Below are 23,548 nucleotides of genomic sequence, written 5' to 3'. Positions count from 1 at the left end.
GTTGAGCACCTCACCTACGGCCCCCACTGCGGCCCCCAAGACGCCCCCGCGACGACACTGGATCGTCGGAACGTTCCGCACCCCACTGGGAATCCTGGCCCTCACCTTCCTGACCGCTCTGATCGCCCTCGTCATCTTCGGACCGATGATCTGGGGTGACGCCGCTGTCGCAGCCAACCCGAAGGCACTGTCTCAGGGACCGAGTTCCGAGCACATCTTCGGCACCGACGCCGGCGGGCGTGACGTCTTCGCCCGCACGATGACCGCCGCGAGACTGTCGGTGCTCATGGCTCTCGGAGCCGTCGCACTCGGTGTCACAATTGGCCTGATACTCGGTACGCTCCCGACGCTCGCTCCCCGCTGGGTCGGACGCATGGTTGTGGCATTCCTCAACTTCGCCATCGCATTCCCCGGGCTGCTCCTCGCGATCTTCCTGTTGGTAGTTCTCGGACAGGGTGCGGGCAGCGCGGTGATCGCCATCGGTCTTGCCCTGGCCTCGCCGTTCGCGAGGTTGACGTACGCACTGGCTTCGTCGGTCAACGGACGTGACTTCATCGACGCAGCACGCATCCTCGGGGTCACCAAGCCCGGGTTGCTGTTCCGCCACATTCTCCCCAATATCCGTGAACCACTCATCGTCAATGCCAGCATCGCTGTCGGCAGCGGCCTCGTGGTCTTCGCCGGACTCTCGTTCCTCGGCTTGGGCATTCAGCCGCCTGCATTCGACTGGGGCCGGATGCTCAACGAAGGTCTGTCGAAGATCTTCGTCAACCCGGCCACCGCACTTGCCCCCGGCATCGCCGTCGTGCTCGCCGGCTTGACCTTCACGCTGCTCGGCGAGGCCATTGCTCGCGGCTCGGGAGTTCGCAGCCCGATCAGCAGTCGCCTGCCGAAGTGGAAGCCGATCAACCGGAAAACTGCCCAGGCCGATTCGGCACCCAGCGACGAGGACGCAGTTCTCACCGTCCGCAACATGTCCGTCGCAGTCCCCGCGGGTGACGACTGGCGTCGCCCCGTCGACAACATCAGTTTTACAGTTCATCGCGGCGAAACCGTGGGCATCGTCGGTGAATCCGGCTCCGGAAAGTCACTGAGTTGCATGGCAATCGCGCAGCTGACCGACCATCCCACCGTGGTCGACGCCGGGCTCATCGAGTTCGACGGCACCGTGCTGATGAAGGACGGGAAGCGGCCGGACAACGCGGCTTCGCGCAAGGTTGCCCGCCAACTCGGCACACGTATGGCGATGGTGTTCCAGGATCCGATGTCGTCCATGAATCCGTCTCTCAAGGTCGGATACCAGGTCGCCGAGATCGGTTGGCTCCACGAAGGTATGAGCAAGGCCGACGCGAAGAAGGCGGCAGTCGAGCGACTGAACGCCGTCAAGATCCCCGACGCGCCCAGGCGTGCGAAGCAGTACCCCCACGAGTTCTCCGGCGGTATGCGTCAGCGCGCGATGATCGCTATGGGTCTGATGGGCAAGCCCGCTCTGATCATCGCGGACGAACCCACCACTGCGCTCGACGTGACCGTTCAGCGTGAGGTCCTCGGGCTGCTCCACGAGGTTCGCGAAGAAACCGGCGCCGCAATCCTTCTCATCTCGCACGACATGGCCGTCATCACCGGCATGTGCACCCGTGTCCTGGTCATGTTTGCCGGCGAAATCGTCGAAGACATCGCAGTCGACGATCTGATTGCCGGTCGTGCAAAGCATCCGTACACCCGCGCGCTGATCGCCGCGGTCCCCACCATGAGCACAGATCGCGACAAGCCGCTTGCCACCGTCGACGAAGCCTGGCAGGTGGAAAGCCTCGACGCCGAGGAGAGCACCGCCGACATCGAGTTGGAAGAACTGTTGGCTGTTGCAGAGGAGATCCGATGAGCAGGCTCGAATTCCGTGACGTCAACGTCCACCTCGGTAGCGGTTCGAAAAAATTCCACGCCGTCAAGAACATCAATCTCGACATCCCCTCCGGATCGGTGGTCGGGCTCGTCGGTGAATCGGGTTCCGGAAAGTCGACACTGGCGCGAGCAACTGTCGGCCTGGCCGAGCCCAGTTCCGGCCAGATCCTTCTCGACGGTGTGGACGTCGCTCACGCCCGCGGCGCGACGGCTCGTCTGCGCCACCGGATCCAGATGGTCTTCCAAGATCCGTACTCGTGCCTCGACCCACGAATGACCATCGGCCAGTCACTCGCCGAGGCTCTGCGGTCCACCGAGCGTCGTGACAAAGCTCGCCGCAGCCGCGGCGACCGCGCTGCCGAGGTGGCCCGACTCCTCACCACCGTCCAACTGCCGGTGGAGAAGGCGCACGAATACCCGTCGTCGTTGTCTGGTGGTCAGCGCCAACGCGTTGCCCTCGCACGGGCATTGGCAGCCGCACCGGCAGTTCTGCTTGCCGACGAAATCACCTCTGCACTCGACGTATCCGTACAGGGCGCGGTTCTGAATCTCTTGGTGGATCTGCAGAAGCAACTAGGTCTGACAGTTCTGTTCGTCAGTCACAACCTTGCGGTGATCCGCTATGTCTGTGACCACGTCGCAGTCATGCTCGGCGGCGAGATCGTCGAACACGGGCCGGTTCTCGACGTGATCGATTCGCCCAAGGAGCCGTACACGGCAAAGCTGTTGTCCGCGATCCCGACCTTCGGGGAGCCGATGTTCCAATGACAACACCGACTACTCTCGAATCCCCTGCTGCCGTACCCCGTGCCGAAGAACGTCGTTCGGCACGAATCCACGATTACGCATCAGTGGTCACACCAACCGGCATCGCTGTATCGGCGTCGGGACGCATTGCATACGTACGTACGGAGTCGAACCCGGGCGCAGATACCAACGAGCACTCGATCTGGTTGGCTTCCCCGCAACTACAGCTCACGGTAGGTCCTGCCGACACCTCGCCGGCGTGGCATCCCGTTTCCACGCTGTTGGTCTTCGTGCGGCCGGATTCCTCGGGCACACCACAACTGTGGAAGGTCGATGCCGGCGGTGGGCCCGCCGTTCAGATGACCACCGCGGAACAACTCCCGCTCGGTGCTGGGGCACCGGTGTTCTCTCCCGACGGCGCTCGAATCGCCTTCAGCGCTCCGGTCGACCGCACTGCCGCCGGATCGTCACACCTCTTGGTGGCGAAACGCCTCAACTACAAGGTCGACGGATCCGGTGTCCGGGGCAGCGTTCGGGCGCACCTGTTCGAGTTCGATCTGGCCGCCGGGTCGCTACGGCAACTGACGGACGGCGATTGGGACGCTTCGCATCCCGCGTACAGTCCCGACGGCACTGAGCTGGCCTTCACCGCAGCGATGGACGGCGACGCCGATCTGACGCGGGCGAGTTCCGCCTGGACCGTGTCGCTGACTGATCTCGCCGCCGCTCCGCGGATGTTGGGGCACGCACGCGGGATCGCCGGACCACTTGCGTGGACACCGGCCGGCGACGCCGTCGTAGCAGTCGGTTGGCACACGCCGATCATTCACAACAGCGAACTTCTCGTCCTGCATCGCGACCAGCGAATGGAAGACCGCAGCCTGACGTCCGAACTCGACCGAAACGTCATGCCTAGCGGGACCGGTTATCCCGGTGGCGCACCGAGTTTCACCGCGGACGGCAACATCGTCTTCTGCATCCGCAACCACGGCTCCACCGAACTGCACAAGGTGGATTTCGGATCAGGCTCCGTCTCACCACTTCTCATCGGAGAGCAGACAGTGGTCTCCGGCCTGGCCTTGGTATCCGGGCGGGCCGTCGTCGCGCTGGCAACGGCGACGTCCTTCGGTGAGGTCGCCGTCATCGATCTCGAGACTCGCGCCGTCGAGATCGTCACCGAATTGAACACGGAACTGACAACTTCCGTCGCGTTTCCCGTCGCCACCGAGCGTTGGTTCGACATCAGCGACGGCACCCGAGTTCAGGGTTGGATCCTGCGCGACCCGAACCTCACGGGCACCGGACCACTGGTCCTGGACGTCCATGGTGGGCCGCATAATGCCTGGACCGGTACCCCCACCCTCATGCACGCGTACCACGCGGAATTGGTTGCGCTCGGATACACGGTCTTGATGATCAATCCGCGTGGAAGTGACGGCTACGGAAACGACTTCTTCGACGGTGTGCGGGACGGCTGGGGCGAGGCGGATCGTGCAGACCTGCTCGAACCGGTCGAAACCCTTGTCGCCGAAGGGGTAGCCGATCCGAAGCAACTGGTGCTCACGGGCTACAGCTATGGCGGATTCACGACGTGCGCCCTGACGTCCGTCACCGATCGGTTTGCCGTCGCAGTCGCCGGTGGCCTCGTTTGCGACATCGCGAATACGGCCGGCCCCTCGGACGAGGGCATTTTGCTACAGACGGTCGAATTCGACCCGCAGTCATCTCGGGTACAGGAACTTTCGCCGCTGGGGCGAGTCTCCCAGGTGACGACACCGACGCTGATTCTTCACGGCGGCAGCGACGTCCGCTGCCCGGTCAACCAGGCAGAACAGTGGTTCGGTGGACTGCGTTTGGCCGGCACCCCGACCGAGCTGGTGGTCTTCCCGGACGCGTCGCATGCCTTCGTGCTGACGGGTCGGCCGTCCCACCGTCTGGGCTACGGCACTCGTCTCGTCGACTGGATCGAACGCCACCTCTCCCCTACCCCGACACTGACCACGGTCGATCCCGACTACTGGCAGTACCGACTCGACACCCTGAGTGCGAAATACGGGGTACCTGGTGCCTCGCTGGGAATTCTGACCACTACCCGCAGCGGTTTCGACCGCACCGTGGTCACCTCCGGTGCCGTCAGCACCCGCACGGGGGTCGCGGCGACTCCCGACACGTTGTTCCAGATGGGTTCGATCAGCAAGGTCTGGACGGCCACGCTGATCATGCAACTCGTGGAGGAAGGGTTGCTCGACCTCGATGCACCTGTTCGGAACATACTGCCGGACTTCGCAGTCGACGATGCGGTAGCCACTGCAACAGTCACGACGCGTCAACTGTTGACTCACACCAGCGGCATCGACGGTGACGTCTTCATCGATGGCGGCCGCGGCGACGACTGCGTCGAGCGTTACGTTGCTGCCCTGAAGTCGACGGTGCAACTCTTCGCACCCGGCACCGATTGGTCGTACTGCAACACCGGCTTCGTGATCGCCGGACGAATCATCGAGGTTCTCCGAGGCAAGAGTTGGGATGCGGTTCTGCGCGAGCGAATCATCGAGCCGCTCGGCCTGGCCAAGACCACGACCCTGCCTGAGGAGACGGCGCTGCACCGCGCTGCAGTCGGGCACGTCGGCGGTGGCGACAATCTCGCGCAGACACCACAATTCCTCATCCCTCGCTCGATGGGCCCGGCCGGCCTCATCAACAGCACAGCCGAAGATCTACTCCTGTTCGCGCAGGATTCGATGCGCGAGGATCCGATTCTGCTTCAGCGTTCCACGCATCTGGCGATGCTCGAGGAGCGCCGCCAGATCGGTGACGTGTCGTCTGCAGACATCATGGGAACCACGTGGCTACTGCACAATTGGGACGGAGTGGTGGCGCATGGCCACAACGGCGGAACTCTCGGACAGCAGTCCTTCTTGAGGGTGGTCCCCTCCTGCGGCATTGCCGTAGTCCTGATGGCCAACGGCGGTGCAATGGACGCACTCTCGGGCGACCTTCTCGCCGAAGTGATCGGTTCCATCGGCGGCGTCGCCGTGACACCGGCATTTTCGCCTGGAGACCCTCACACCCGCACCACATCCTCACCTGAGGAACTCGATGCACTGTGCGGTCTGTACCGCGATGCTGCAGCCGATTTCGTCCTGGAGAGGACCGGCGGTTCCCTGACCGCCCGCCGCACCGATCACATCGACCCTTCGATCAACGCCGAAAGCGCAGAGTCCATCTCTCTCAGCCTGATCGAAGTTCACCCTGGAGTATTCGCGACCCAACTACCGCAATCAGCGGGTTGGATCCGGATCACTTTCTCCGACACCGGGAGTACACAATTGCTACACGTCGGAAGCCGCGCGTATCCGCGAGTGAACAACCGATGACCATTCTCCGCGATCTGGCCGAGCGCCAACTTCCTCAGATCCTCGAGGATGCCATCGCGCTCATCGAAGTCGAGTCGCCGTCGCACGATCTCGAAGCTGTTGCACGCAGCGCGAAATGGACGTCAGACCTTGTCCACGAACGACTCGGCGTCACACCGGAGTCGATAGTGACGGAAGGCCGAACCCACCTGGTGACCCGCTTCGGTGATTCCCCGACGCGGTTGATGCTCCTCGGTCATCACGACACCGTGTGGCCGATCGGCACCCTGACGCGCCTACCCGCAGCGGTGACCGACGGAGCCCTTCGGGGTCCGGGTGGTCTCGACATGAAACTTGGTGTAGTTCAGGCAATTCACGCCCTGTCGATCGTCCGGGAGTTGCACGGCGACGATGCACTCGACGGAATCACACTCCTGGTCACCGGTGACGAAGAAATCGGTTCACCCACGTCGCGAACCCTCATCGAGGAACTTGCCGCAGGCGCGGTGCTCGTCCTCGAAGCCGGCGGCGACGGTGGCGAACTCAAGACCGTCCGCAAGGGAGTGTCGCTGTATCGGATCCATGTTGCCGGTCGCGCAGCGCACGCCGGGTTGGAGCCGGAAAAGGGCATCAACTCCGCAGTCGAACTGGCTCGCCTCGTGATCGCGATCAACGACTTGTCTTCGCCGGCGCAGGCAACCACTGTCACCCCGACCGTCATTTCAGCCGGCACCACAACCAATACCGTTCCGGCAGAAGCCTTTGTCGACGTGGACGTACGCGCAACCAGCGCTGCCGAGCAGGAGCGCGTCGATTCGAACATCCGAGCCCTGCAGACAATCCACCCCGAAGCCGTAGTCACGGTCTCGGGTGGCGTCAACCGTCCACCTCTCGAAGCGACGATGTCCGCACCGTTGCTGGAGTTGGCGGAACGCGTTGCGCTCGAGCATGATCTGACTCCTCCCGTCGGACTCGCCGTCGGCGGAGCCTCGGACGGAAACTTCACTGCCGGCATCGGCATCCCCACCCTCGACGGCCTCGGTGGCGTCGGCGGCGGTGCACACGCCGAGACCGAGCATGCGCTCGTGTCCGCTATCGCCCCGAGAACGGCGTTGGTTGCGGGCCTTATTCGTTCGATCACGTCTGAAGGGGGCCCTCGTGTCGAAAAGCAAAGCGGTTGAGTTTCGAGAACTGGTCGACACCCGCGAAATAGCTGATCTGTCTGCCGTTTTCGACGAGATCTGGGCTACAAGTCCCGGACCGGCTCATTTCGGAACGGCGATGTTGGTTGCGCTTCACCACGGTGGTCATTACGTGGTGGGAGCCTTCTCTGAAGGCGAAATGATCGGAGGTTGCGTCGGATTCTTCGTCGAGCCTCTCGGCGAGGTCCTGCACTCACACATCGCCGGAGTTCTACCCGGGCATGCAGGCAAGGGAATCGGCCGCGCTCTCAAGCATCATCAGCGTGACTGGTGCATCGAGCGCGGCGTCAGGACGATCCGGTGGACCTTCGATCCACTCGTCGCACGAAATGCCTACTTCAACATCCAGCGTCTCGGTGCCGAACCCGCCGAATACAACCCGGATTTCTACGGATCGATGGCAGATGGCATCAACGCCGGCGACGCCAGCGACCGCATGCTGGTCAGCTGGGATCTCGACGCCGACGGAGCTCCGAGTTCTTCTGTGGCCGTTGATGATACATTCAAAGTGCTCCAACCCACCGAAGACGGGACGCCTCGGATGCTCCCGATCCCACCCGACTGCGTCGACATCGCGGTCGGAATACCCAGAGACATAGAGCATCTGAGAACCGTCGACCGCGCTTCTGCCTTCGCCTGGCGACACGCGCTTCGCGAGTACCTCGAACCACTGATCGCCTCGAAGGAATGGCAATCGACCGGCTTCGACCCCAGCGGCTATTACATGTTCACGAAAATCTGCGAGACAACCGGAGAAGAGCAAGTCCATGCACATTGAGTCCGTCGAATTGCGCGAACTGCGCATCCCTCTCGTCTCCCCCTTCACCACGTCGTTCAGCACACAACTCGAGCGCAACACCCTCGTCCTGAAGGTGAGTGGCACCACCGACGGCCCCAATGGCCCGGTGGAGACTGTCGGCTGGGGCGAGTGCGGCTCGCTGAGCGATCCGTACTACAACTCGGAGTACACCGCCGGTGCGCGCGCGATGCTTCGCGAGTATCTCGTTCCGACGCTGCGTAAGTCGCAGTCGGATCAGCCGCTCACCGCCGAGACCGTCGGCAGCGTGCTTCACCACATCGTGGGTCACCAGATGTCCAAGTCGGCCATCGAAATGGCAATCCTCGACGCCGAATTGCGCGCTCGTGGACAATCTTTCGCTCGATACCTCGGTGCAACGCGCACACGAGTTCCCTCGGGAGTATCCGTCGGCATCCAGGACAGCATTCCGCAGTTGCTCGAGACCGTCGGCAACTATCTGTCGCAGGGATACGTGCGAATCAAACTGAAGATCAAGCCGGGCTGGGACATCGCTCCCGTGGCGGCGGTGCGCAAGGAGTTCGGCTACGACGTGCCCCTACAGGTCGATGCGAACGCCGCGTACACCCTCGTCGACGCACAGTTGCTGCGTCGCCTGGACGAATTTGCACTGCTCCTCATCGAACAGCCGCTGGCCGAGGACGATTTGGTGCAGCACGCCAAGCTCGCCCAGTCTCTCTCGACTCCGATCTGCCTCGACGAGTCGGTCGAGTCGGCCAAGGATGCAGCGGATGCCATCACGCTCGGTGCCGCTTCGGTCATCAACATCAAGCCGAGCCGTGTCGGTGGATACCTGGAAGCCAAGCGGATCCATGATCTCGCCTCGGCGCACGGTATCGCGGTGTGGTGCGGCGGGATGCTCGAGACCGGAATCGGACGCGCCGCCAACGCCGCACTCGCAGCACTGGACGGCTTCACACTGCCCGGTGACATCTCGGCGTCCGATCGCTTCTACAAGGAAGACATCACCGAACCGTTTGTCATCGAGGACGGCCACATCTCCGTGCCGCAGGGACCGGGCTTCGGTGTGACTCCGCGTGAAGACGTCATGGAGCGCTTCACCGTCGGAACCGAGATTCTGTAGGTTCCCGGCGTCAGCTGCAGTCACCTCCACCTCACCCGGTGGAGGTGACTGTTCGTCGTTTGTGTCGGTAGCTCGGTGCATAGTGATTCGGACATGACGTACTGCACCGAAAGGCCCCCGATGAGTAGCTGGTCCGATCGCCCGATCTGCGCGTTCGACCTCGAAACCACGGGACGGAATCCGTCGACCGCCCGCATCGTCAGTGCCTGCGTCGCGGTGATCGACGGTGCGAAGGTCGAAACACGCACATGGCTACTCGATCCCGGCGTCGACATCCCCGCCGGTGCCTCGGCCATTCACGGCATCAGCACCGAGTACGCGGCGCAACACGGCCAGAACTACTCCGAGGGCTACGAAGAGATTCGCGAGGCTCTGCACAATTCCTGGGCGCGCGATCACGCCGTCGTAGCGTTCAACGCCTCCTACGATCTGACGGTCATGCATGCCGAAGGTCTGCGCATCGGTAAGCCCGCCTTCGTTCCGGGGTTGGTCATCGATCCGTACGTGATCGATCGCGCGATGGACACGTTCCGCAAGGGCAAACGAACGCTCGCAGCCGTGTGCGAGCACTACGGGATTTCCCTCGAGGCTGCCCACGAAGCCGAGGCCGATGCCAAAGCAGCGGCGGCGTTGGCCCGCGAGCTCGCCGTACGGTTCCCCGACATCCTGGGGCTCGATCTCATGGTCGATCAGGCCGATTGGCATGCCGAGCGGCAACGCGATTTCGCCGAGTACCTACTCAGCCAAGGGAGGGACGTGGCAGATGTGAACGGCCAGTGGCCGATTCGCATCATCGCCTGACGCCCTCCCCGGCTCGGACGGTCGCGCGAGCTACTGCGGGACCGGCGGCCACACCGGCGCAATGGACCACGGACGCGCCGTTTCCAGTTGCGACGCAACCTGAATCAGCAAATCTTCACGCCCGAACGCGCCGACCAACTGCACGCCGATCGGCACACCGGCCGAGTCATGACCCATCGGCAAGGAAATCGCAGGCTGACCGGAACTGTTGAACGGACTGGTCAAGCCGCTGTATCCGGCCGAATGCTCCCAGATCGACATGGGATTTGCCGTATCGAGCAAACCGAGCGGAGCTGCCGGCCGAGCCATTGTCGGAGTCAGCAGCAGGTCGTGATCGACAAAGAACGCACCGATCACCTGGGCAGCCCGCTCGAGTTCCTGCAATGCCTTGACGACGTTCGTCGCACTTTCGGACTTCGCGCGGTCGTAGATCATCCGAGCCATCGGCTCGAGGTCGTCGTCGCGGATTGCGCGGTTCAGTGTCTCCAGTCGTTCATCGACCTCGATCGTCATCGGAATGCCCATCAACACGGAGAGTCCGGCAGTAAGGGCATCGAGCGGAAAGTTCGGGGCGCCCTCGGTGACATCGTGACCGAGTTCTTCGAGCAGGCCGGCAACACTGGTTGTGACGGCCGCGCACTCCGGGTCCACCGGGGTGCCGTCCGGCAGCACGTTGCTCAGACCAATCCGCAACCGTCCGGGATCCGCACCCACTTCCTCGATGTACGGACGCCTCGGCGCCAGGATCACGTAAGGATCGCCCACTGTCGGCCCGGCGGACAGATCGAGAAGGAGCGCAGTGTCGCGGACACTTCGGGTGAGTGCGTGATGAACACTCATCGGCGACGAGAACAGCGTGCGCGCCGGTGCCGTCGGAGTGCGTCCGCGGCTGGGCTTGAGGCCTACCAAGCCACAGGCCGATGCGGGAATACGGATCGATCCACCGCCGTCACTGGCATGGCCGCCGGGCACGATCCCGACGGCAACCGCTACAGCCGTGCCACCCGAAGATCCGCCGGGTGAACGATCGAGGGCGTATGGGTTGCGGGTGGGCCCGAACAGCGCAGGTTCGGTACTCGCGTTCTTACCGAACTCCGGTGTGTTCGTCTTGCCGATGACAACCAGACCGGCCTCACGGTATCGCTCCACGAGCGTCGAATCTTTTTCTGCCACAGCGTCGGCGAACAATCGAGATCCGTTGGTGCTCGGCAATCCTGCGACGTCCAAGCCCAGGTCTTTGATCACGAACGGGACGCCGTGCAATGGACCTTCCGGCAGGCCGTTCGATACTTCGTTGCGCGCTTCCTCGCGACGCTCACTGATCACCGCATTGACTGCAGGGTTGCGCTCGTCGAGTCTGTCCAGGCTGAACTCGAGGACTTCCTTGGCTGAGACGTCACCGCTCTTGATCGCTTCGGCAAGGCCGGTCATGTCGTTGTTGTCGAACAAATCCTGCATCGATGCCCTCATCACTCGTGTAGAACTCTGCCGATAGTGAGGTCCGTCATATCAACCGGGACGGCGACGCAGTTCCGAAATTCCGCTTGGCGGGACCGATCAGAGAATCAAGCCCTCACAGAATCAAACCCTGCCGCCGCGCTTCCACAACAGCTTCGTGACGACTGCGGACATCGAGCTTTCCCATCAGATTCCGCATGTACGTCTTGATCGTTTCGACGCTCAACGACAACCTCTCGGCTATCTCGGCGTTGCGCAGTCCGAGAGCGACGTAGCCCATCACCTCCCGCTCGCGTGGCGACAGGACAACACTGTTCACAGCTGGAGTGTTCGTCGAAGGCTTCGGCGACACCAAAGCACGCAGCTTGGCCTCGACGGCATGGACCTGTGCGCTGAGAGCAGTGTCCTCGAGGTTCGCCGCGATCTCGCCGAGCGCCAGAACGCTCTCGGTCAGCCCTTCGGATATCTGGGCGTCTCGGTTCGAACCATGTTCCACCGCAGCGGTATCGAGCATCGCCACCCGCCGATCCACCTCGTCGCGGATCTCGAATTCGCGGGCCAACGCGTATGACGATCGCATCATCGTCTCGGCAATCACGTCTCCGATCGGCAGGTTGGCACGCAGTCCTCCGTAGATCGCTCCGCGGGTAACCCCGCGTACGACGATCGGCACCGCCATCAAGGATTCGATCGCTTCGGTGCCCACTTCGTAGTCGTAGTCGTGAGTGATGTGCGACGAGTTCGCGTAGTCCTGGACCGCGCCCGGTCGTTGTTCTGCGATCGCCCGACCGCCGAGTCCGCATTCGGCGTCGATCCGAAGGTTTCGCAGGATGTTGCTGCGCGTGCCGACGTGACCGGTGATGGTCAGCGACCGGTCGCTGACGCAGCCGCCGAACAGAACCGGCAACTCGGTTTTGGGGTGCAGCCGACGCAGTTCGGCGCGCAACGCGTCGTCGTCGCTCGGTCTCAGTACCCTGCTCACTCTCACCTCCACGTACCCAATTCAGAGGGTAGCGGCACCTTCGGCTGGGCAATAGCGTGCATCCAGGCCATTTGTAGTGCCGATCACACTTATCGTGACACCAACCGTGTCACGTCGCCTTCGGAGGAACCGTGTCTGTCTCGACAACTCTTGCAGCCAACAACACCCCGCTCAGTCCGCTGCGCTTTCTCGAGCGCAGCGCTGCGGTGTTCCCCGATCGCACCGCCGTAGTTCACGGCGACCGGACGTACACGTACCGAGAGTTCGGCGACGAGGTCGCCGCGCTGGCCCGCGTCCTACGTGAGCGCATCCAGCCCGGTGACCGCGTTGCATACCTGGCGCCGAACGTTCCCGAGATGCTGTTCGCGCATTTTGCCGTCCCGCTCGCCGGTGGGGTCCTGATCGCCCTGAACTCGCGTCTCGCCGGACCTGAGCTCGAGTACATCCTCGATCATTCGGGAACCGCGATCCTGTTCGTCGACTCCGAATTCGTCGGCTCTGTCTCCTCGTCCAAGACAAACGTCGCAAGCCTTCGCGAGATCATCGAGATCCCGGACTCCACCGTGCCGTACCCGGAGGTCCCCGCCGCAATCGTCACCGGGCAGTACGCCGATCTGATTGCCGAAGCCGAAGCACTCGCCGATCAGCCATTGCACTGGGGCGTCGACGACGAGCAGCAGTGCATCGCCATCAACTACACCTCGGGCACCACCGGAAAACCCAAGGGCGTCATGTACTCCCACCGCGGGGCGTACCTGAACTCGCTCGGCGAGACCTTCCACAACGGCTTCGACGGATCGACGAAGTACCTGTGGACGCTGCCGATGTTCCACTGCAACGGGTGGTGCACGCCCTGGGCCGTCACCCAGGCCGCCGGCACACACATCTGCCTGCGTGCGGTCCGCGCCGACGCGATCTGGGACGCCATCGACAATCTGGGCGTGACGCATCTGTGCGGCGCCCCCACCGTCTGCTCGACCATCGCGGATGCCGAGCAGGCCCACAAGGTCGACGCACTACGCATCACGACGGCCGGGGCTCCGCCGTCGCCGACGATCATCGGAAAACTCGAAGACATCGGCGTCACCGTCGTTCACGTCTACGGCCTCACCGAGGTGTACGGTCCGTACACGATCTGCGAGTACCAGGAAGCCTGGGACGACAAGCCGCAGTCCGAGCGCGCCGCACTGCTCTCCCGCCAGGGAGTCGGCATGGTGCAGGCCGAAAATGCCCGCGTTGTCGATGCCGAGATGAACGACGTTCCCGCCGACGGTCGGACGATGGGTGAGATCGTGCTCCGTGGCAACAACGTGATGCTCGGGTACTACCGAGACGAGACCGCGACCGCCGAAGCGTTTGCCGGTGGTTGGTTCCATTCCGGCGACCTCGGCGTCATGCATCCCGACGGTTACATTCAGCTCAAGGACCGCGCGAAGGACATCATCATCTCGGGCGGCGAGAACATTTCCACGGTCGAGGTGGAGCAGGCGATCATGAGTCACCCGGCCGTGGTCGACGTGGCAGTCGTCGGCGTGCCCGACGAGAAGTGGGGCGAGCGTCCGAAGGCATTCGTGTTGCTGGGCAAGGGATTGCAGGCTTCGGCAGAAGAGATCGTCGAGCACACCCGCACCTTGCTGGCCGGGTACAAGGTTCCCCGCGACATCGTCTTCCCGCTCGACCTTCCGCGCACCCCGACAGGCAAGGTTCTCAAGTTCGAACTGCGTGCGTCGAAGTAACTCGGCTGACGGGTCTCAACGCACCGGGGAATACCGCCGGCGCAGATCGACAGGTTGCCCGTCCGAAGGGAAAGGCAACGACGTGAAGTCGAGCGGAGCGACGTAATCTGCGTCGACGTTCCAGTCGAAGCGCGTGAGGAGGTGGTGCATGATCGCCTTGATCTCGGCGCCGGCGAAGTGCATCCCCAGACATTTGTGCACTCCACCGCCGAACGGCTCCCACGCGTACCGATGAACCTTGTCTTCGCGTCGATTCTCGGCGAAACGCTCGGGATCGAAACGCTCGGGATCGGGCCAGTACTGCGCCATGTGGTGTGTGAAGTGAGGGGCGACGGAAACATACGTTCCCGCAGGCACGAAGTGACCGCGTACTCGAGTGTCGCGGACCGCTCGCCGCGCCATGACCGGTACGGGCGAGACGAGTCGGAGGCATTCCTTCATCACCAGGTCAAGGCTGCTCAGGCCGTCCAGATCTGCATAACTCGGCGTCGAGGTCGCCAGGGCGAGCGACTCGGCGCGGCACCTGTCCTGCCACTTCGGGTGTTGCCCCAGGTACTGCATCATCGTGGACAGGGTGATCGTCGAAGTGTCGTGTGCGGCCATCAGGAGAAAGATCATGTGATCGATCACTTCGTCGTCGCTGAAGCGTTGTCCCGCTTCGGATTCGATGTGACAGAGCACGGAGAAGAGGTCGTCGGTTTCGAGATTTCGACGCGCCGGCAGGTACCGACGGAAGAACTCCTCGAGAACCCGCCGGCCGTCCAGGCCGCGCTTCCATCGCGTCCCCGGCACCGGGTAGCGGATCAGAGAGGTTGCTGCCTGGACACAATCGACGAAAGCCTTCTTCACCGAGGATATTTCACTCTCGGTGCTTCCTTCCACCCCGCCCATGAAGATGTCGGTCGCGAGATCGAGGGTCAGTGTCTTCAATGCCGTGTAGGCACGGAATTCGTCAGTGGGCGACCACGCGTCGAGCGCCGAGTCGATTGCGGGATTGAGAGCGTCGACAGACTTCTCGATCCGTGTCCGGGTGAACGCCTGCTGCATGATTCGACGGTGTCGTAGATGTTCCTCCGAATCGAGCAGCATCAGCCCGCCGTGAAAGAAGGGGCCGATAAGTACCGACCAGCCGTCGCTGCTGACGAATGCCCGATCCTTGTTCTGCAGCACCTCCTGACACGCGTCAGGCCCGAGTACAGCGATCCATTTCCGACCGACCATCGAGAACCAGGACACCTCGCCGAATCGATCCCAATTCTCTTGCATCAGAGCGAGCGGATCGCGAATGTAGGCGAGCGCGTGTCCGACCAGGGGCAGCCCGGAACGGCCCGAAATCGGTTGCAACTGCGAGTTCATGGGGGGACGAGCCAGGATCTTGGACACTGTGACCTCTATTCTCGCTCAATCTGACAGTAGCCCCTGTCAGATTGACTGCAGTCTGCGTCACACCGATGCGTCTGTCAATATCGACCTATGACTTCTCCTACGCCGCGGCGGTATGCCGGCCTGAGCGGCGACCAGCGCTCAGCACTGCGGCGCGAGAGCTTGCTCGAGGCAGGGTTGGAACTGTTCGCGGCCGCGGGCAGTCGAGGCGCCACGATGACCGCGATCTGTGCGCGAGCGAAGTTGACGGAACGCTACTTCTACGAAAGTTTTTCCAGCAGAGACGAACTGCTGGAAAAGATCCTGGACGGAATTGCCGACGAGGTTCGCGACGCCGGCCTGGCCGCGCTACGAACGAGCGAGGGGACGCTCGAGGAGCGCGCACGAGATGCCATCACGTCGTTCGTCAGCCTCCTCACCGACGATCCCCGCAAGGGGCGTGTGGCAATGATCGAATCCGCTGCATACGAACCGCTTCGCGCACACCGGCGCGCGGTACTGCACGGCTTCGCCCAGATGGTCGCGGACGAAGCCACGCAAATGTACGGCGACCGAGCTTGGCCACCTCATCAAGGTCAGATCAACGGACTGCTCTTCGTCGGGGGCCTTGCCGAACTGGTCACCGCGTGGCTGAACGAGGAGATCGCTATTACCCCTGACGAGATCGTCGAGGCGGCAACTTACCAATTCACGTCCACCGCACACCGTTGAGATGGAACCGATCGGCATGCGGTTGCTGCCCGCCACACCGGGATGGCGCGAACAGGCGCAATACTTGTCCCCATGAGTGAACGCGCAGACCTGCCCGGAACTGACCCCGCACAGTTTCGGGTACACGTCGCGTCTCAAGCGATCCGGTTGTTCTCGGAGAACGGGTACGAAGCCACCACCGTCGAGCAGATCGCCGCTGCCGCGGGCGTGTCACGTCGGACGTTCTTCCGGCAGTTCCGCTCCAAGGAAGACGTGATCTTCGCCGATCACGAGTCCCTCCTCGAACACGTGGCCGAGTTCCTGGCGTCCGATTCCGCCGACCCCTGGGCATCGGTGTGCGAGGCGGCGGGACTGGTCTTCGATTTCTTCCGCCGGAACCGTGACCTGTCGATGCGGCGATACCGCGTCGTACAGCACGTCCCCGCTCTTCGCGACCGCGAGCTCGTCACCGGATTCCGTTACGAGCGCCTCTTCGTCGACTACCTACGCAGCGCTGTCCCCCGCGAACCTGTCCTCGAGGTTGTCGGTTTTGCCGCAGCTGTCACCGCGTGCCACAACTACCTCCTGCGAAGCATGATCAAGGGTGACGAGGACGCCACGGCCGATGCGCTGAGTCAAGCACTGCTCGACGTTCGGCGGACGTACGGCGTGGCCCCTGGATCCAAGACCAGCGCGCCGGAATCGAAGTCCGTGCTGGTAGTAGCATTTCCCCCGGGCACTTCTGCCGAGGAGATCAGCAGAAAGATCCACGAACAACTCGGCTGACACTCCTCGTGCACCGAAACTTCACACACCCATCCCTTGACCTGGCACTCAGTGCCGTGTTTGACTGGGGTCATTGGCACCGGTCTGTCCGCGAATCTCGTCGGTAACGCCGGAGCCGCACCAACCGCCTTCAAGCCACCTTCACCAAGGAGCGTTCCCATGGCAGGAAACCCGGATTTCAATCTCTTCGCGTTGAACGAAGAGCACGACGAACTGCGGGCTGCTATCCGCGGACTCTCCGAGAAGGAAATCGCGCCGTACGCCAAGGACGTCGACGAGAACGCACGCTTCCCCGAGGAAGCACTCACCGCTCTCAACGCATCGGGCTTCAACGCCATCCACGTTCCCGAGGCTTACGACGGGCAGGGCGCCGACTCCGTCGCCACCTGCATCGTCATCGAGGAAGTTGCCCGCGTCTGTGGCTCCTCCTCGCTGATCCCCGCCGTGAACAAGCTCGGCACCATGGGCCTGATCCTCAAGGGTTCCGAAGAGCTCAAGTCCAAGGTGCTCCCGGATCTGGTCAACGGCGGAATGGCGTCGTACGCGCTGTCCGAGCGTGAAGCCGGATCCGACGCGGCCTCGATGCGTACCCGCGCGAAGGCTGATGGTGACGACTGGATCCTCAACGGCTCCAAGTGCTGGATCACCAACGGCGGCAAGTCGACCTGGTACACCGTCATGGCTGTCACAGATCCCGACAAGGGTGCAAACGGCATCTCCTCCTTCATGGTCCACAAGGACGACGAGGGCTTTGTCGTCGGACCGAAGGAAAAGAAGCTCGGCATCAAGGGCTCCCCCACCGCTGAGCTGTACTTCGAGAACTGCCGCATCCCCGGCGACCGCATCATCGGCGAACCGGGCACCGGCTTCAAGACGGCACTCGAGACCCTCGACCACACGCGTCCTACCATCGGCGCACAGGCTGTCGGCCTCGCCCAGGGAGCACTCGACGCGGCCCTTGCATACACCAAGGACCGCAAGCAGTTCGGCAAGTCCATCAGCGACTTCCAGGCGGTTCAGTTCATGCTCGCCGACATGGCGATGAAGGTCGAAGCAGCACGCCTGATGGTCTACACCTCCGCTGCTCGCGCCGAGCGCGGCGAGAAGAACCTCGGCTTCATCTCCGCCGCCGCCAAGTGCTTCGCTTCGGACGTTGCCATGGAGGTCACCACCGACGCCGTGCAGCTGTTCGGTGGCGCCGGCTACACCACCGATTTCCCGGTCGAGCGCATGATGCGCGACGCCAAGATCACGCAGATCTACGAGGGCACCAACCAGATTCAGCGCGTCGTGATGTCGCGTGCGCTGCTGAAGTAGGGCCTCCGGCCCTGTGCGCGGTTAGGCAGTCCATAGACTCCTTAACCGCGCACGGGGGCTTGTCCCCTGTCTGAAGAATCTTGAGGAGAATCGTGGAACTCGTAGGCGTAATCGGCGGCGGCACCATGGGTGCCGGCATTGCCGAAGTTTGTGCAAAAGCCGGTAGCTCGGTACTGGTGCTCGAAACCAAGGAAGAATTTGCCGCCGCTGCTCGCGAACGGATCGCCAAGTCGATCAACCGCGGCGTAGCCAAGGGCAAGATCACGCAGGAAGACGCCGACGCCGCCATCGCACGCGTTCGCGTCACCCTGGACATGGAAGAGTTCGCCGATCGCGATCTGGTGATCGAGGCCGCTCCCGAGATCGAAGCTCTCAAGTACGAGATCTTCGGCAAGCTCGACAAGATCGTCAAGCCTGCAGGCATTCTGGCGACCAACACCTCGTCGATCCCCGTCATCAAGATCGCCAAGGCCACCTCGCGCCCCGGCCAGTTGGACACTGTGACCTCTATTCTCGCTCAATCTGACAGTAGCCCCTGTCAGATTGACTGCAGTCTGCGTCACACCGATGCGTCTGTCAATATCGACCTATGACTTCTCCTACGCCGCGGCGGTATGCCGGCCTGAGCGGCGACCAGCGCTCAGCACTGCGGCGCGAGAGCTTGCTCGAGGCAGGGTTGGAACTGTTCGCGGCCGCGGGCAGTCGAGGCGCCACGATGACCGCGATCTGTGCGCGAGCGAAGTTGACGGAACGCTACTTCTACGAAAGTTTTTCCAGCAGAGACGAACTGCTGGAAAAGATCCTGGACGGAATTGCCGACGAGGTTCGCGACGCCGGCCTGGCCGCGCTACGAACGAGCGAGGGGACGCTCGAGGAGCGCGCACGAGATGCCATCACGTCGTTCGTCAGCCTCCTCACCGACGATCCCCGCAAGGGGCGTGTGGCAATGATCGAATCCGCTGCATACGAACCGCTTCGCGCACACCGGCGCGCGGTACTGCACGGCTTCGCCCAGATGGTCGCGGACGAAGCCACGCAAATGTACGGCGACCGAGCTTGGCCACCTCATCAAGGTCAGATCAACGGACTGCTCTTCGTCGGGGGCCTTGCCGAACTGGTCACCGCGTGGCTGAACGAGGAGATCGCTATTACCCCTGACGAGATCGTCGAGGCGGCAACTTACCAATTCACGTCCACCGCACACCGTTGAGATGGAACCGATCGGCATGCGGTTGCTGCCCGCCACACCGGGATGGCGCGAACAGGCGCAATACTTGTCCCCATGAGTGAACGCGCAGACCTGCCCGGAACTGACCCCGCACAGTTTCGGGTACACGTCGCGTCTCAAGCGATCCGGTTGTTCTCGGAGAACGGGTACGAAGCCACCACCGTCGAGCAGATCGCCGCTGCCGCGGGCGTGTCACGTCGGACGTTCTTCCGGCAGTTCCGCTCCAAGGAAGACGTGATCTTCGCCGATCACGAGTCCCTCCTCGAACACGTGGCCGAGTTCCTGGCGTCCGATTCCGCCGACCCCTGGGCATCGGTGTGCGAGGCGGCGGGACTGGTCTTCGATTTCTTCCGCCGGAACCGTGACCTGTCGATGCGGCGATACCGCGTCGTACAGCACGTCCCCGCTCTTCGCGACCGCGAGCTCGTCACCGGATTCCGTTACGAGCGCCTCTTCGTCGACTACCTACGCAGCGCTGTCCCCCGCGAACCTGTCCTCGAGGTTGTCGGTTTTGCCGCAGCTGTCACCGCGTGCCACAACTACCTCCTGCGAAGCATGATCAAGGGTGACGAGGACGCCACGGCCGATGCGCTGAGTCAAGCACTGCTCGACGTTCGGCGGACGTACGGCGTGGCCCCTGGATCCAAGACCAGCGCGCCGGAATCGAAGTCCGTGCTGGTAGTAGCATTTCCCCCGGGCACTTCTGCCGAGGAGATCAGCAGAAAGATCCACGAACAACTCGGCTGACACTCCTCGTGCACCGAAACTTCACACACCCATCCCTTGACCTGGCACTCAGTGCCGTGTTTGACTGGGGTCATTGGCACCGGTCTGTCCGCGAATCTCGTCGGTAACGCCGGAGCCGCACCAACCGCCTTCAAGCCACCTTCACCAAGGAGCGTTCCCATGGCAGGAAACCCGGATTTCAATCTCTTCGCGTTGAACGAAGAGCACGACGAACTGCGGGCTGCTATCCGCGGACTCTCCGAGAAGGAAATCGCGCCGTACGCCAAGGACGTCGACGAGAACGCACGCTTCCCCGAGGAAGCACTCACCGCTCTCAACGCATCGGGCTTCAACGCCATCCACGTTCCCGAGGCTTACGACGGGCAGGGCGCCGACTCCGTCGCCACCTGCATCGTCATCGAGGAAGTTGCCCGCGTCTGTGGCTCCTCCTCGCTGATCCCCGCCGTGAACAAGCTCGGCACCATGGGCCTGATCCTCAAGGGTTCCGAAGAGCTCAAGTCCAAGGTGCTCCCGGATCTGGTCAACGGCGGAATGGCGTCGTACGCGCTGTCCGAGCGTGAAGCCGGATCCGACGCGGCCTCGATGCGTACCCGCGCGAAGGCTGATGGTGACGACTGGATCCTCAACGGCTCCAAGTGCTGGATCACCAACGGCGGCAAGTCGACCTGGTACACCGTCATGGCTGTCACAGATCCCGACAAGGGTGCAAACGGCATCTCCTCCTTCATGGTCCACAAGGACGACGAGGGCTTTGTCGTCGGACCGAAGGAAAAGAAGCTCGGCATCAAGGGCTCCCCCACCGCTGAGCTGTACTTCGAGAACTGCCGCATCCCCGGCGACCGCATCATCGGCGAACCGGGCACCGGCTTCAAGACGGCACTCGAGACCCTCGACCACACGCGTCCTACCATCGGCGCACAGGCTGTCGGCCTCGCCCAGGGAGCACTCGACGCGGCCCTTGCATACACCAAGGACCGCAAGCAGTTCGGCAAGTCCATCAGCGACTTCCAGGCGGTTCAGTTCATGCTCGCCGACATGGCGATGAAGGTCGAAGCAGCACGCCTGATGGTCTACACCTCCGCTGCTCGCGCCGAGCGCGGCGAGAAGAACCTCGGCTTCATCTCCGCCGCCGCCAAGTGCTTCGCTTCGGACGTTGCCATGGAGGTCACCACCGACGCCGTGCAGCTGTTCGGTGGCGCCGGCTACACCACCGATTTCCCGGTCGAGCGCATGATGCGCGACGCCAAGATCACGCAGATCTACGAGGGCACCAACCAGATTCAGCGCGTCGTGATGTCGCGTGCGCTGCTGAAGTAGGGCCTCCGGCCCTGTGCGCGGTTAGGCAGTCCATAGACTCCTTAACCGCGCACGGGGGCTTGTCCCCTGTCTGAAGAATCTTGAGGAGAATCGTGGAACTCGTAGGCGTAATCGGCGGCGGCACCATGGGTGCCGGCATTGCCGAAGTTTGTGCAAAAGCCGGTAGCTCGGTACTGGTGCTCGAAACCAAGGAAGAATTTGCCGCCGCTGCTCGCGAACGGATCGCCAAGTCGATCAACCGCGGCGTAGCCAAGGGCAAGATCACGCAGGAAGACGCCGACGCCGCCATCGCACGCGTTCGCGTCACCCTGGACATGGAAGAGTTCGCCGATCGCGATCTGGTGATCGAGGCCGCTCCCGAGATCGAAGCTCTCAAGTACGAGATCTTCGGCAAGCTCGACAAGATCGTCAAGCCTGCAGGCATTCTGGCGACCAACACCTCGTCGATCCCCGTCATCAAGATCGCCAAGGCCACCTCGCGCCCCGGCCAGGTTGTGGGCGTTCACTTCTTCAACCCCGTGCCGGTCATGCCGCTCGTGGAGATCGTGGTCAGCCTCACGACGTCCGAAGAGACCGTCCTCGCCGTCACCGACTACGCCAAGAACACGTTGCGTAAGAAGACGGTCCGCGCGGGCGACCGCTCGGGCTTCATCGTCAACGCTCTGCTCATCCCGTACCTGTGCCAGGCAGTCCGGATGCTCGAATCCGGCTACGCCACAGCAGAAGACATCGACGAGGCCATGAAGGGCGGCTGCGGCTACCCGATGGGCCCGCTGACGCTCCTCGACACCGTCGGTCTCGACATTGCCCTCGCAGCAGCCGAGTCCCTGTACGCGGAATTCGCAGAACCACATTACGCTCCGCCGGCGCTGCTTCGTCGCATGGTCGACGCCGGTCGCCTCGGAAAGAAGACCGGTCGCGGCTTCTACGAATACGCCTGAGACCGCCCGCTTCACTCTTTCCGGCCCCTTACCTGTTGCAGGTGAGGGGCCGGAGTTGTTTCGGACAGATCTTGTCTAATCCATTGACAAATTCGCGTGGCGCAGCAAAAGTCATCATGTGACAACAACCGTTGTCACATGAGCGCAGGCGGAGGGGCCACCCAGATGAGCAGCGATGCAGACACGGGCACTCGTCGATCGAAGCCTCGAGAACTACGAGCCGATCCGATCGGCCCCGGCTCCCTGACGTGGACGCACTTCGGCGACGTTCGCGGCCTGCTGTACCTCGGACGCGCAGGCACCCTGCAGAACATGCACCCCGCGGTAAGCGGAGCGCTGCAAGATCATTCGAATTTCTTCGACAACCCGCTCGACCGCCTGTTCCGCTCACTGCCGCCCATCTACGGCGTCGTGTACGACCGGACCGAAGAGGGCACAGGCACGCTCGTTCGCAACTTCCACACCGATCTCAAAGGAATCGACGAAACCGGCGGGCGCTACCACGCCCTCACTCCTGACACTTTCTGGTGGACACACGTCACGTTCTTCGAGGTGATTCTCGATTTCAACGAGCGATTCGCGTACAAGAAGTTCACGCAGGAGCAGAAGGACCAACTTGTCCGTGAGGCCGTAACTTGGTGGCGCTGTTACGGACTCACCGATCGACCGGCTTTCGACGACTACGCCGGCTTCCGCACGTATTGGGAAGACATGCTCGACAACCACCTGATCAACACCCACACCACAAAATGGTCGACGCGCATCGCCGAGCACGACATCGCGCCTGCTCCGAAGGTTCCGACGTGGCTGTGGCGTCTTACCTCACGCCCCACGATGGCTGTGGCGAACTGGATCGGCAAGGCACTGATGCCGGCGAAGGCGCGTGAGACCCTCGAATGGGAGTGGACGCCGCGCGACGAACGGATGTACTTCTGGTTCGCCCGCTTCCTGACATTGACAGATCGATTCTGGCATCTGCTGCCGCTACGACTGCGGTATGCACCGCGCGCCTACTCGGGCATCCGCGCGCAGGGTCTGTGAGCGCTCGTCGGTA

19 protein-coding genes and 1 pseudogene are annotated in these 23,548 nt (G+C 62.8%); 17 read left to right on the top strand and 3 right to left on the bottom strand.

The genetic code is table 11. The features are described from left to right. The first annotated feature begins 1 nt into the window (after position 1). The 7 genes from G8767_RS01700 (at position 2) to G8767_RS01670 (ending at position 9,909) form a co-directional block, all read left to right on the top strand. The gene (locus G8767_RS01700; protein WP_235170262.1) at positions 2–1,882 is read left to right on the top strand and encodes a dipeptide/oligopeptide/nickel ABC transporter permease/ATP-binding protein; all 1,881 of its coding nucleotides are present in this window, start codon (positions 2–4) and stop codon (positions 1,880–1,882) included. After that, positions 1,879–2,670, top strand: a complete 792-nt coding sequence (locus tag G8767_RS01695) for an ATP-binding cassette domain-containing protein (RefSeq protein ID WP_003940215.1) — start codon at positions 1,879–1,881, stop codon at positions 2,668–2,670. The genes G8767_RS01700 and G8767_RS01695 overlap by 4 nt, the downstream gene beginning before the upstream one ends. Then, positions 2,667–6,026, top strand: coding sequence for a serine hydrolase (locus G8767_RS01690; protein ID WP_166809161.1), 3,360 nt, complete (start codon positions 2,667–2,669; stop codon positions 6,024–6,026). Before G8767_RS01695 ends, G8767_RS01690 begins: the two co-directional genes overlap by 4 nt. Further along, positions 6,023–7,186: a M20/M25/M40 family metallo-hydrolase gene (locus tag G8767_RS01685; protein ID WP_166809160.1), complete on the top strand. Its 1,164-nt coding sequence runs from the start codon at positions 6,023–6,025 to the stop codon at positions 7,184–7,186. The genes G8767_RS01690 and G8767_RS01685 overlap by 4 nt, the downstream gene beginning before the upstream one ends. Then, entirely contained in the window at positions 7,164–7,985 is an 822-nt protein-coding gene (locus G8767_RS01680; RefSeq protein ID WP_021345496.1) for a GNAT family N-acetyltransferase, read from the top strand. The genes G8767_RS01685 and G8767_RS01680 overlap by 23 nt, the downstream gene beginning before the upstream one ends. Further along, positions 7,975–9,108 carry an o-succinylbenzoate synthase gene (menC, locus tag G8767_RS01675; protein WP_095968553.1) on the top strand — a complete coding sequence of 378 codons (1,134 nt, stop codon included), beginning with the start codon at positions 7,975–7,977 and terminating at the stop codon, positions 9,106–9,108. The genes G8767_RS01680 and menC overlap by 11 nt, the downstream gene beginning before the upstream one ends. A gap of 120 nt (positions 9,109–9,228) precedes the next feature. After that, positions 9,229–9,909: a 3'-5' exonuclease gene (locus tag G8767_RS01670; protein WP_166809159.1), complete on the top strand. Its 681-nt coding sequence runs from the start codon at positions 9,229–9,231 to the stop codon at positions 9,907–9,909. 30 nt (positions 9,910–9,939) lie between these two features. On the opposite strand, the gene G8767_RS01665 is transcribed toward G8767_RS01670, so the two are convergent. Both G8767_RS01665 and G8767_RS01660 read right to left on the bottom strand, forming a co-directional pair. Then, positions 9,940–11,367: an amidase gene (locus tag G8767_RS01665; protein ID WP_124567779.1), complete on the bottom strand. Its 1,428-nt coding sequence runs from the start codon at positions 11,365–11,367 to the stop codon at positions 9,940–9,942. A 115-nt stretch (positions 11,368–11,482) separates the two neighbouring features. Continuing rightward, entirely contained in the window at positions 11,483–12,349 is an 867-nt protein-coding gene (locus G8767_RS01660; protein ID WP_095968855.1) for a response regulator transcription factor, read from the bottom strand. 131 nt (positions 12,350–12,480) lie between these two features. Between G8767_RS01660 and G8767_RS01655 the strand changes: the two genes are divergently transcribed. Beyond that, the gene (locus tag G8767_RS01655; RefSeq protein WP_166809158.1) at positions 12,481–14,085 is read left to right on the top strand and encodes an AMP-binding protein; all 1,605 of its coding nucleotides are present in this window, start codon (positions 12,481–12,483) and stop codon (positions 14,083–14,085) included. A gap of 15 nt (positions 14,086–14,100) precedes the next feature. On the opposite strand, the gene G8767_RS01650 is transcribed toward G8767_RS01655, so the two are convergent. Beyond that, the gene (locus G8767_RS01650) at positions 14,101–15,468 is read right to left on the bottom strand and encodes a cytochrome P450 (protein ID WP_166809157.1); all 1,368 of its coding nucleotides are present in this window, start codon (positions 15,466–15,468) and stop codon (positions 14,101–14,103) included. Positions 15,469–15,558: 90 nt separating this feature from the next. Here G8767_RS01650 and G8767_RS01645 point away from each other — a divergent pair, with 90 nt between their 5' ends. The 9 genes and pseudogenes from G8767_RS01645 to G8767_RS01605 all read left to right on the top strand — a co-directional run bounded on the left by G8767_RS01645 (position 15,559) and on the right by G8767_RS01605 (position 23,535). Beyond that, positions 15,559–16,179 (top strand): TetR/AcrR family transcriptional regulator, encoded by a 621-nt coding sequence (locus G8767_RS01645; protein ID WP_166809156.1) that lies wholly within the window; start codon positions 15,559–15,561, stop codon positions 16,177–16,179. Positions 16,180–16,251: 72 nt separating this feature from the next. Continuing rightward, entirely contained in the window at positions 16,252–16,944 is a 693-nt protein-coding gene (locus G8767_RS01640) for a TetR family transcriptional regulator (protein ID WP_095968854.1), read from the top strand. 159 nt (positions 16,945–17,103) lie between these two features. Continuing rightward, positions 17,104–18,261 carry an acyl-CoA dehydrogenase gene (locus G8767_RS01635; protein WP_003939784.1) on the top strand — a complete coding sequence of 386 codons (1,158 nt, stop codon included), beginning with the start codon at positions 17,104–17,106 and terminating at the stop codon, positions 18,259–18,261. A gap of 92 nt (positions 18,262–18,353) precedes the next feature. Further along, positions 18,354–18,755, top strand: a pseudogene (locus G8767_RS01630) (FAD-dependent oxidoreductase); the annotation flags it as partial. A 95-nt stretch (positions 18,756–18,850) separates the two neighbouring features. Beyond that, the gene (locus G8767_RS01625; RefSeq protein WP_166809156.1) at positions 18,851–19,471 is read left to right on the top strand and encodes a TetR/AcrR family transcriptional regulator; all 621 of its coding nucleotides are present in this window, start codon (positions 18,851–18,853) and stop codon (positions 19,469–19,471) included. 72 nt (positions 19,472–19,543) lie between these two features. Further along, a complete protein-coding gene (locus G8767_RS01620) occupies positions 19,544–20,236 on the top strand; it encodes a TetR family transcriptional regulator (protein WP_095968854.1) in 693 nt (230 codons plus the stop codon). Between the two features lie 159 nt (positions 20,237–20,395). Then, entirely contained in the window at positions 20,396–21,553 is a 1,158-nt protein-coding gene (locus G8767_RS01615) for an acyl-CoA dehydrogenase (protein WP_003939784.1), read from the top strand. 92 nt (positions 21,554–21,645) lie between these two features. Further along, positions 21,646–22,494, top strand: a complete 849-nt coding sequence (locus tag G8767_RS01610) for a 3-hydroxybutyryl-CoA dehydrogenase (protein WP_020909078.1) — start codon at positions 21,646–21,648, stop codon at positions 22,492–22,494. Between the two features lie 138 nt (positions 22,495–22,632). Further along, entirely contained in the window at positions 22,633–23,535 is a 903-nt protein-coding gene (locus G8767_RS01605; protein ID WP_240951819.1) for an oxygenase MpaB family protein, read from the top strand. The last annotated feature ends 13 nt before the right edge of the window (positions 23,536–23,548 follow it).

Origin of the sequence: Rhodococcus sp. IC4_135 (assembly GCF_011602025.1) — a bacterium.
Taxonomy (GTDB): Bacteria; Actinomycetota; Actinomycetes; order Mycobacteriales; family Mycobacteriaceae; genus Rhodococcus_F; species Rhodococcus_F baikonurensis.
Note: the sequence above shows the minus strand (reverse complement) of the source record. Positions and strands in the feature narration are given on the sequence as shown.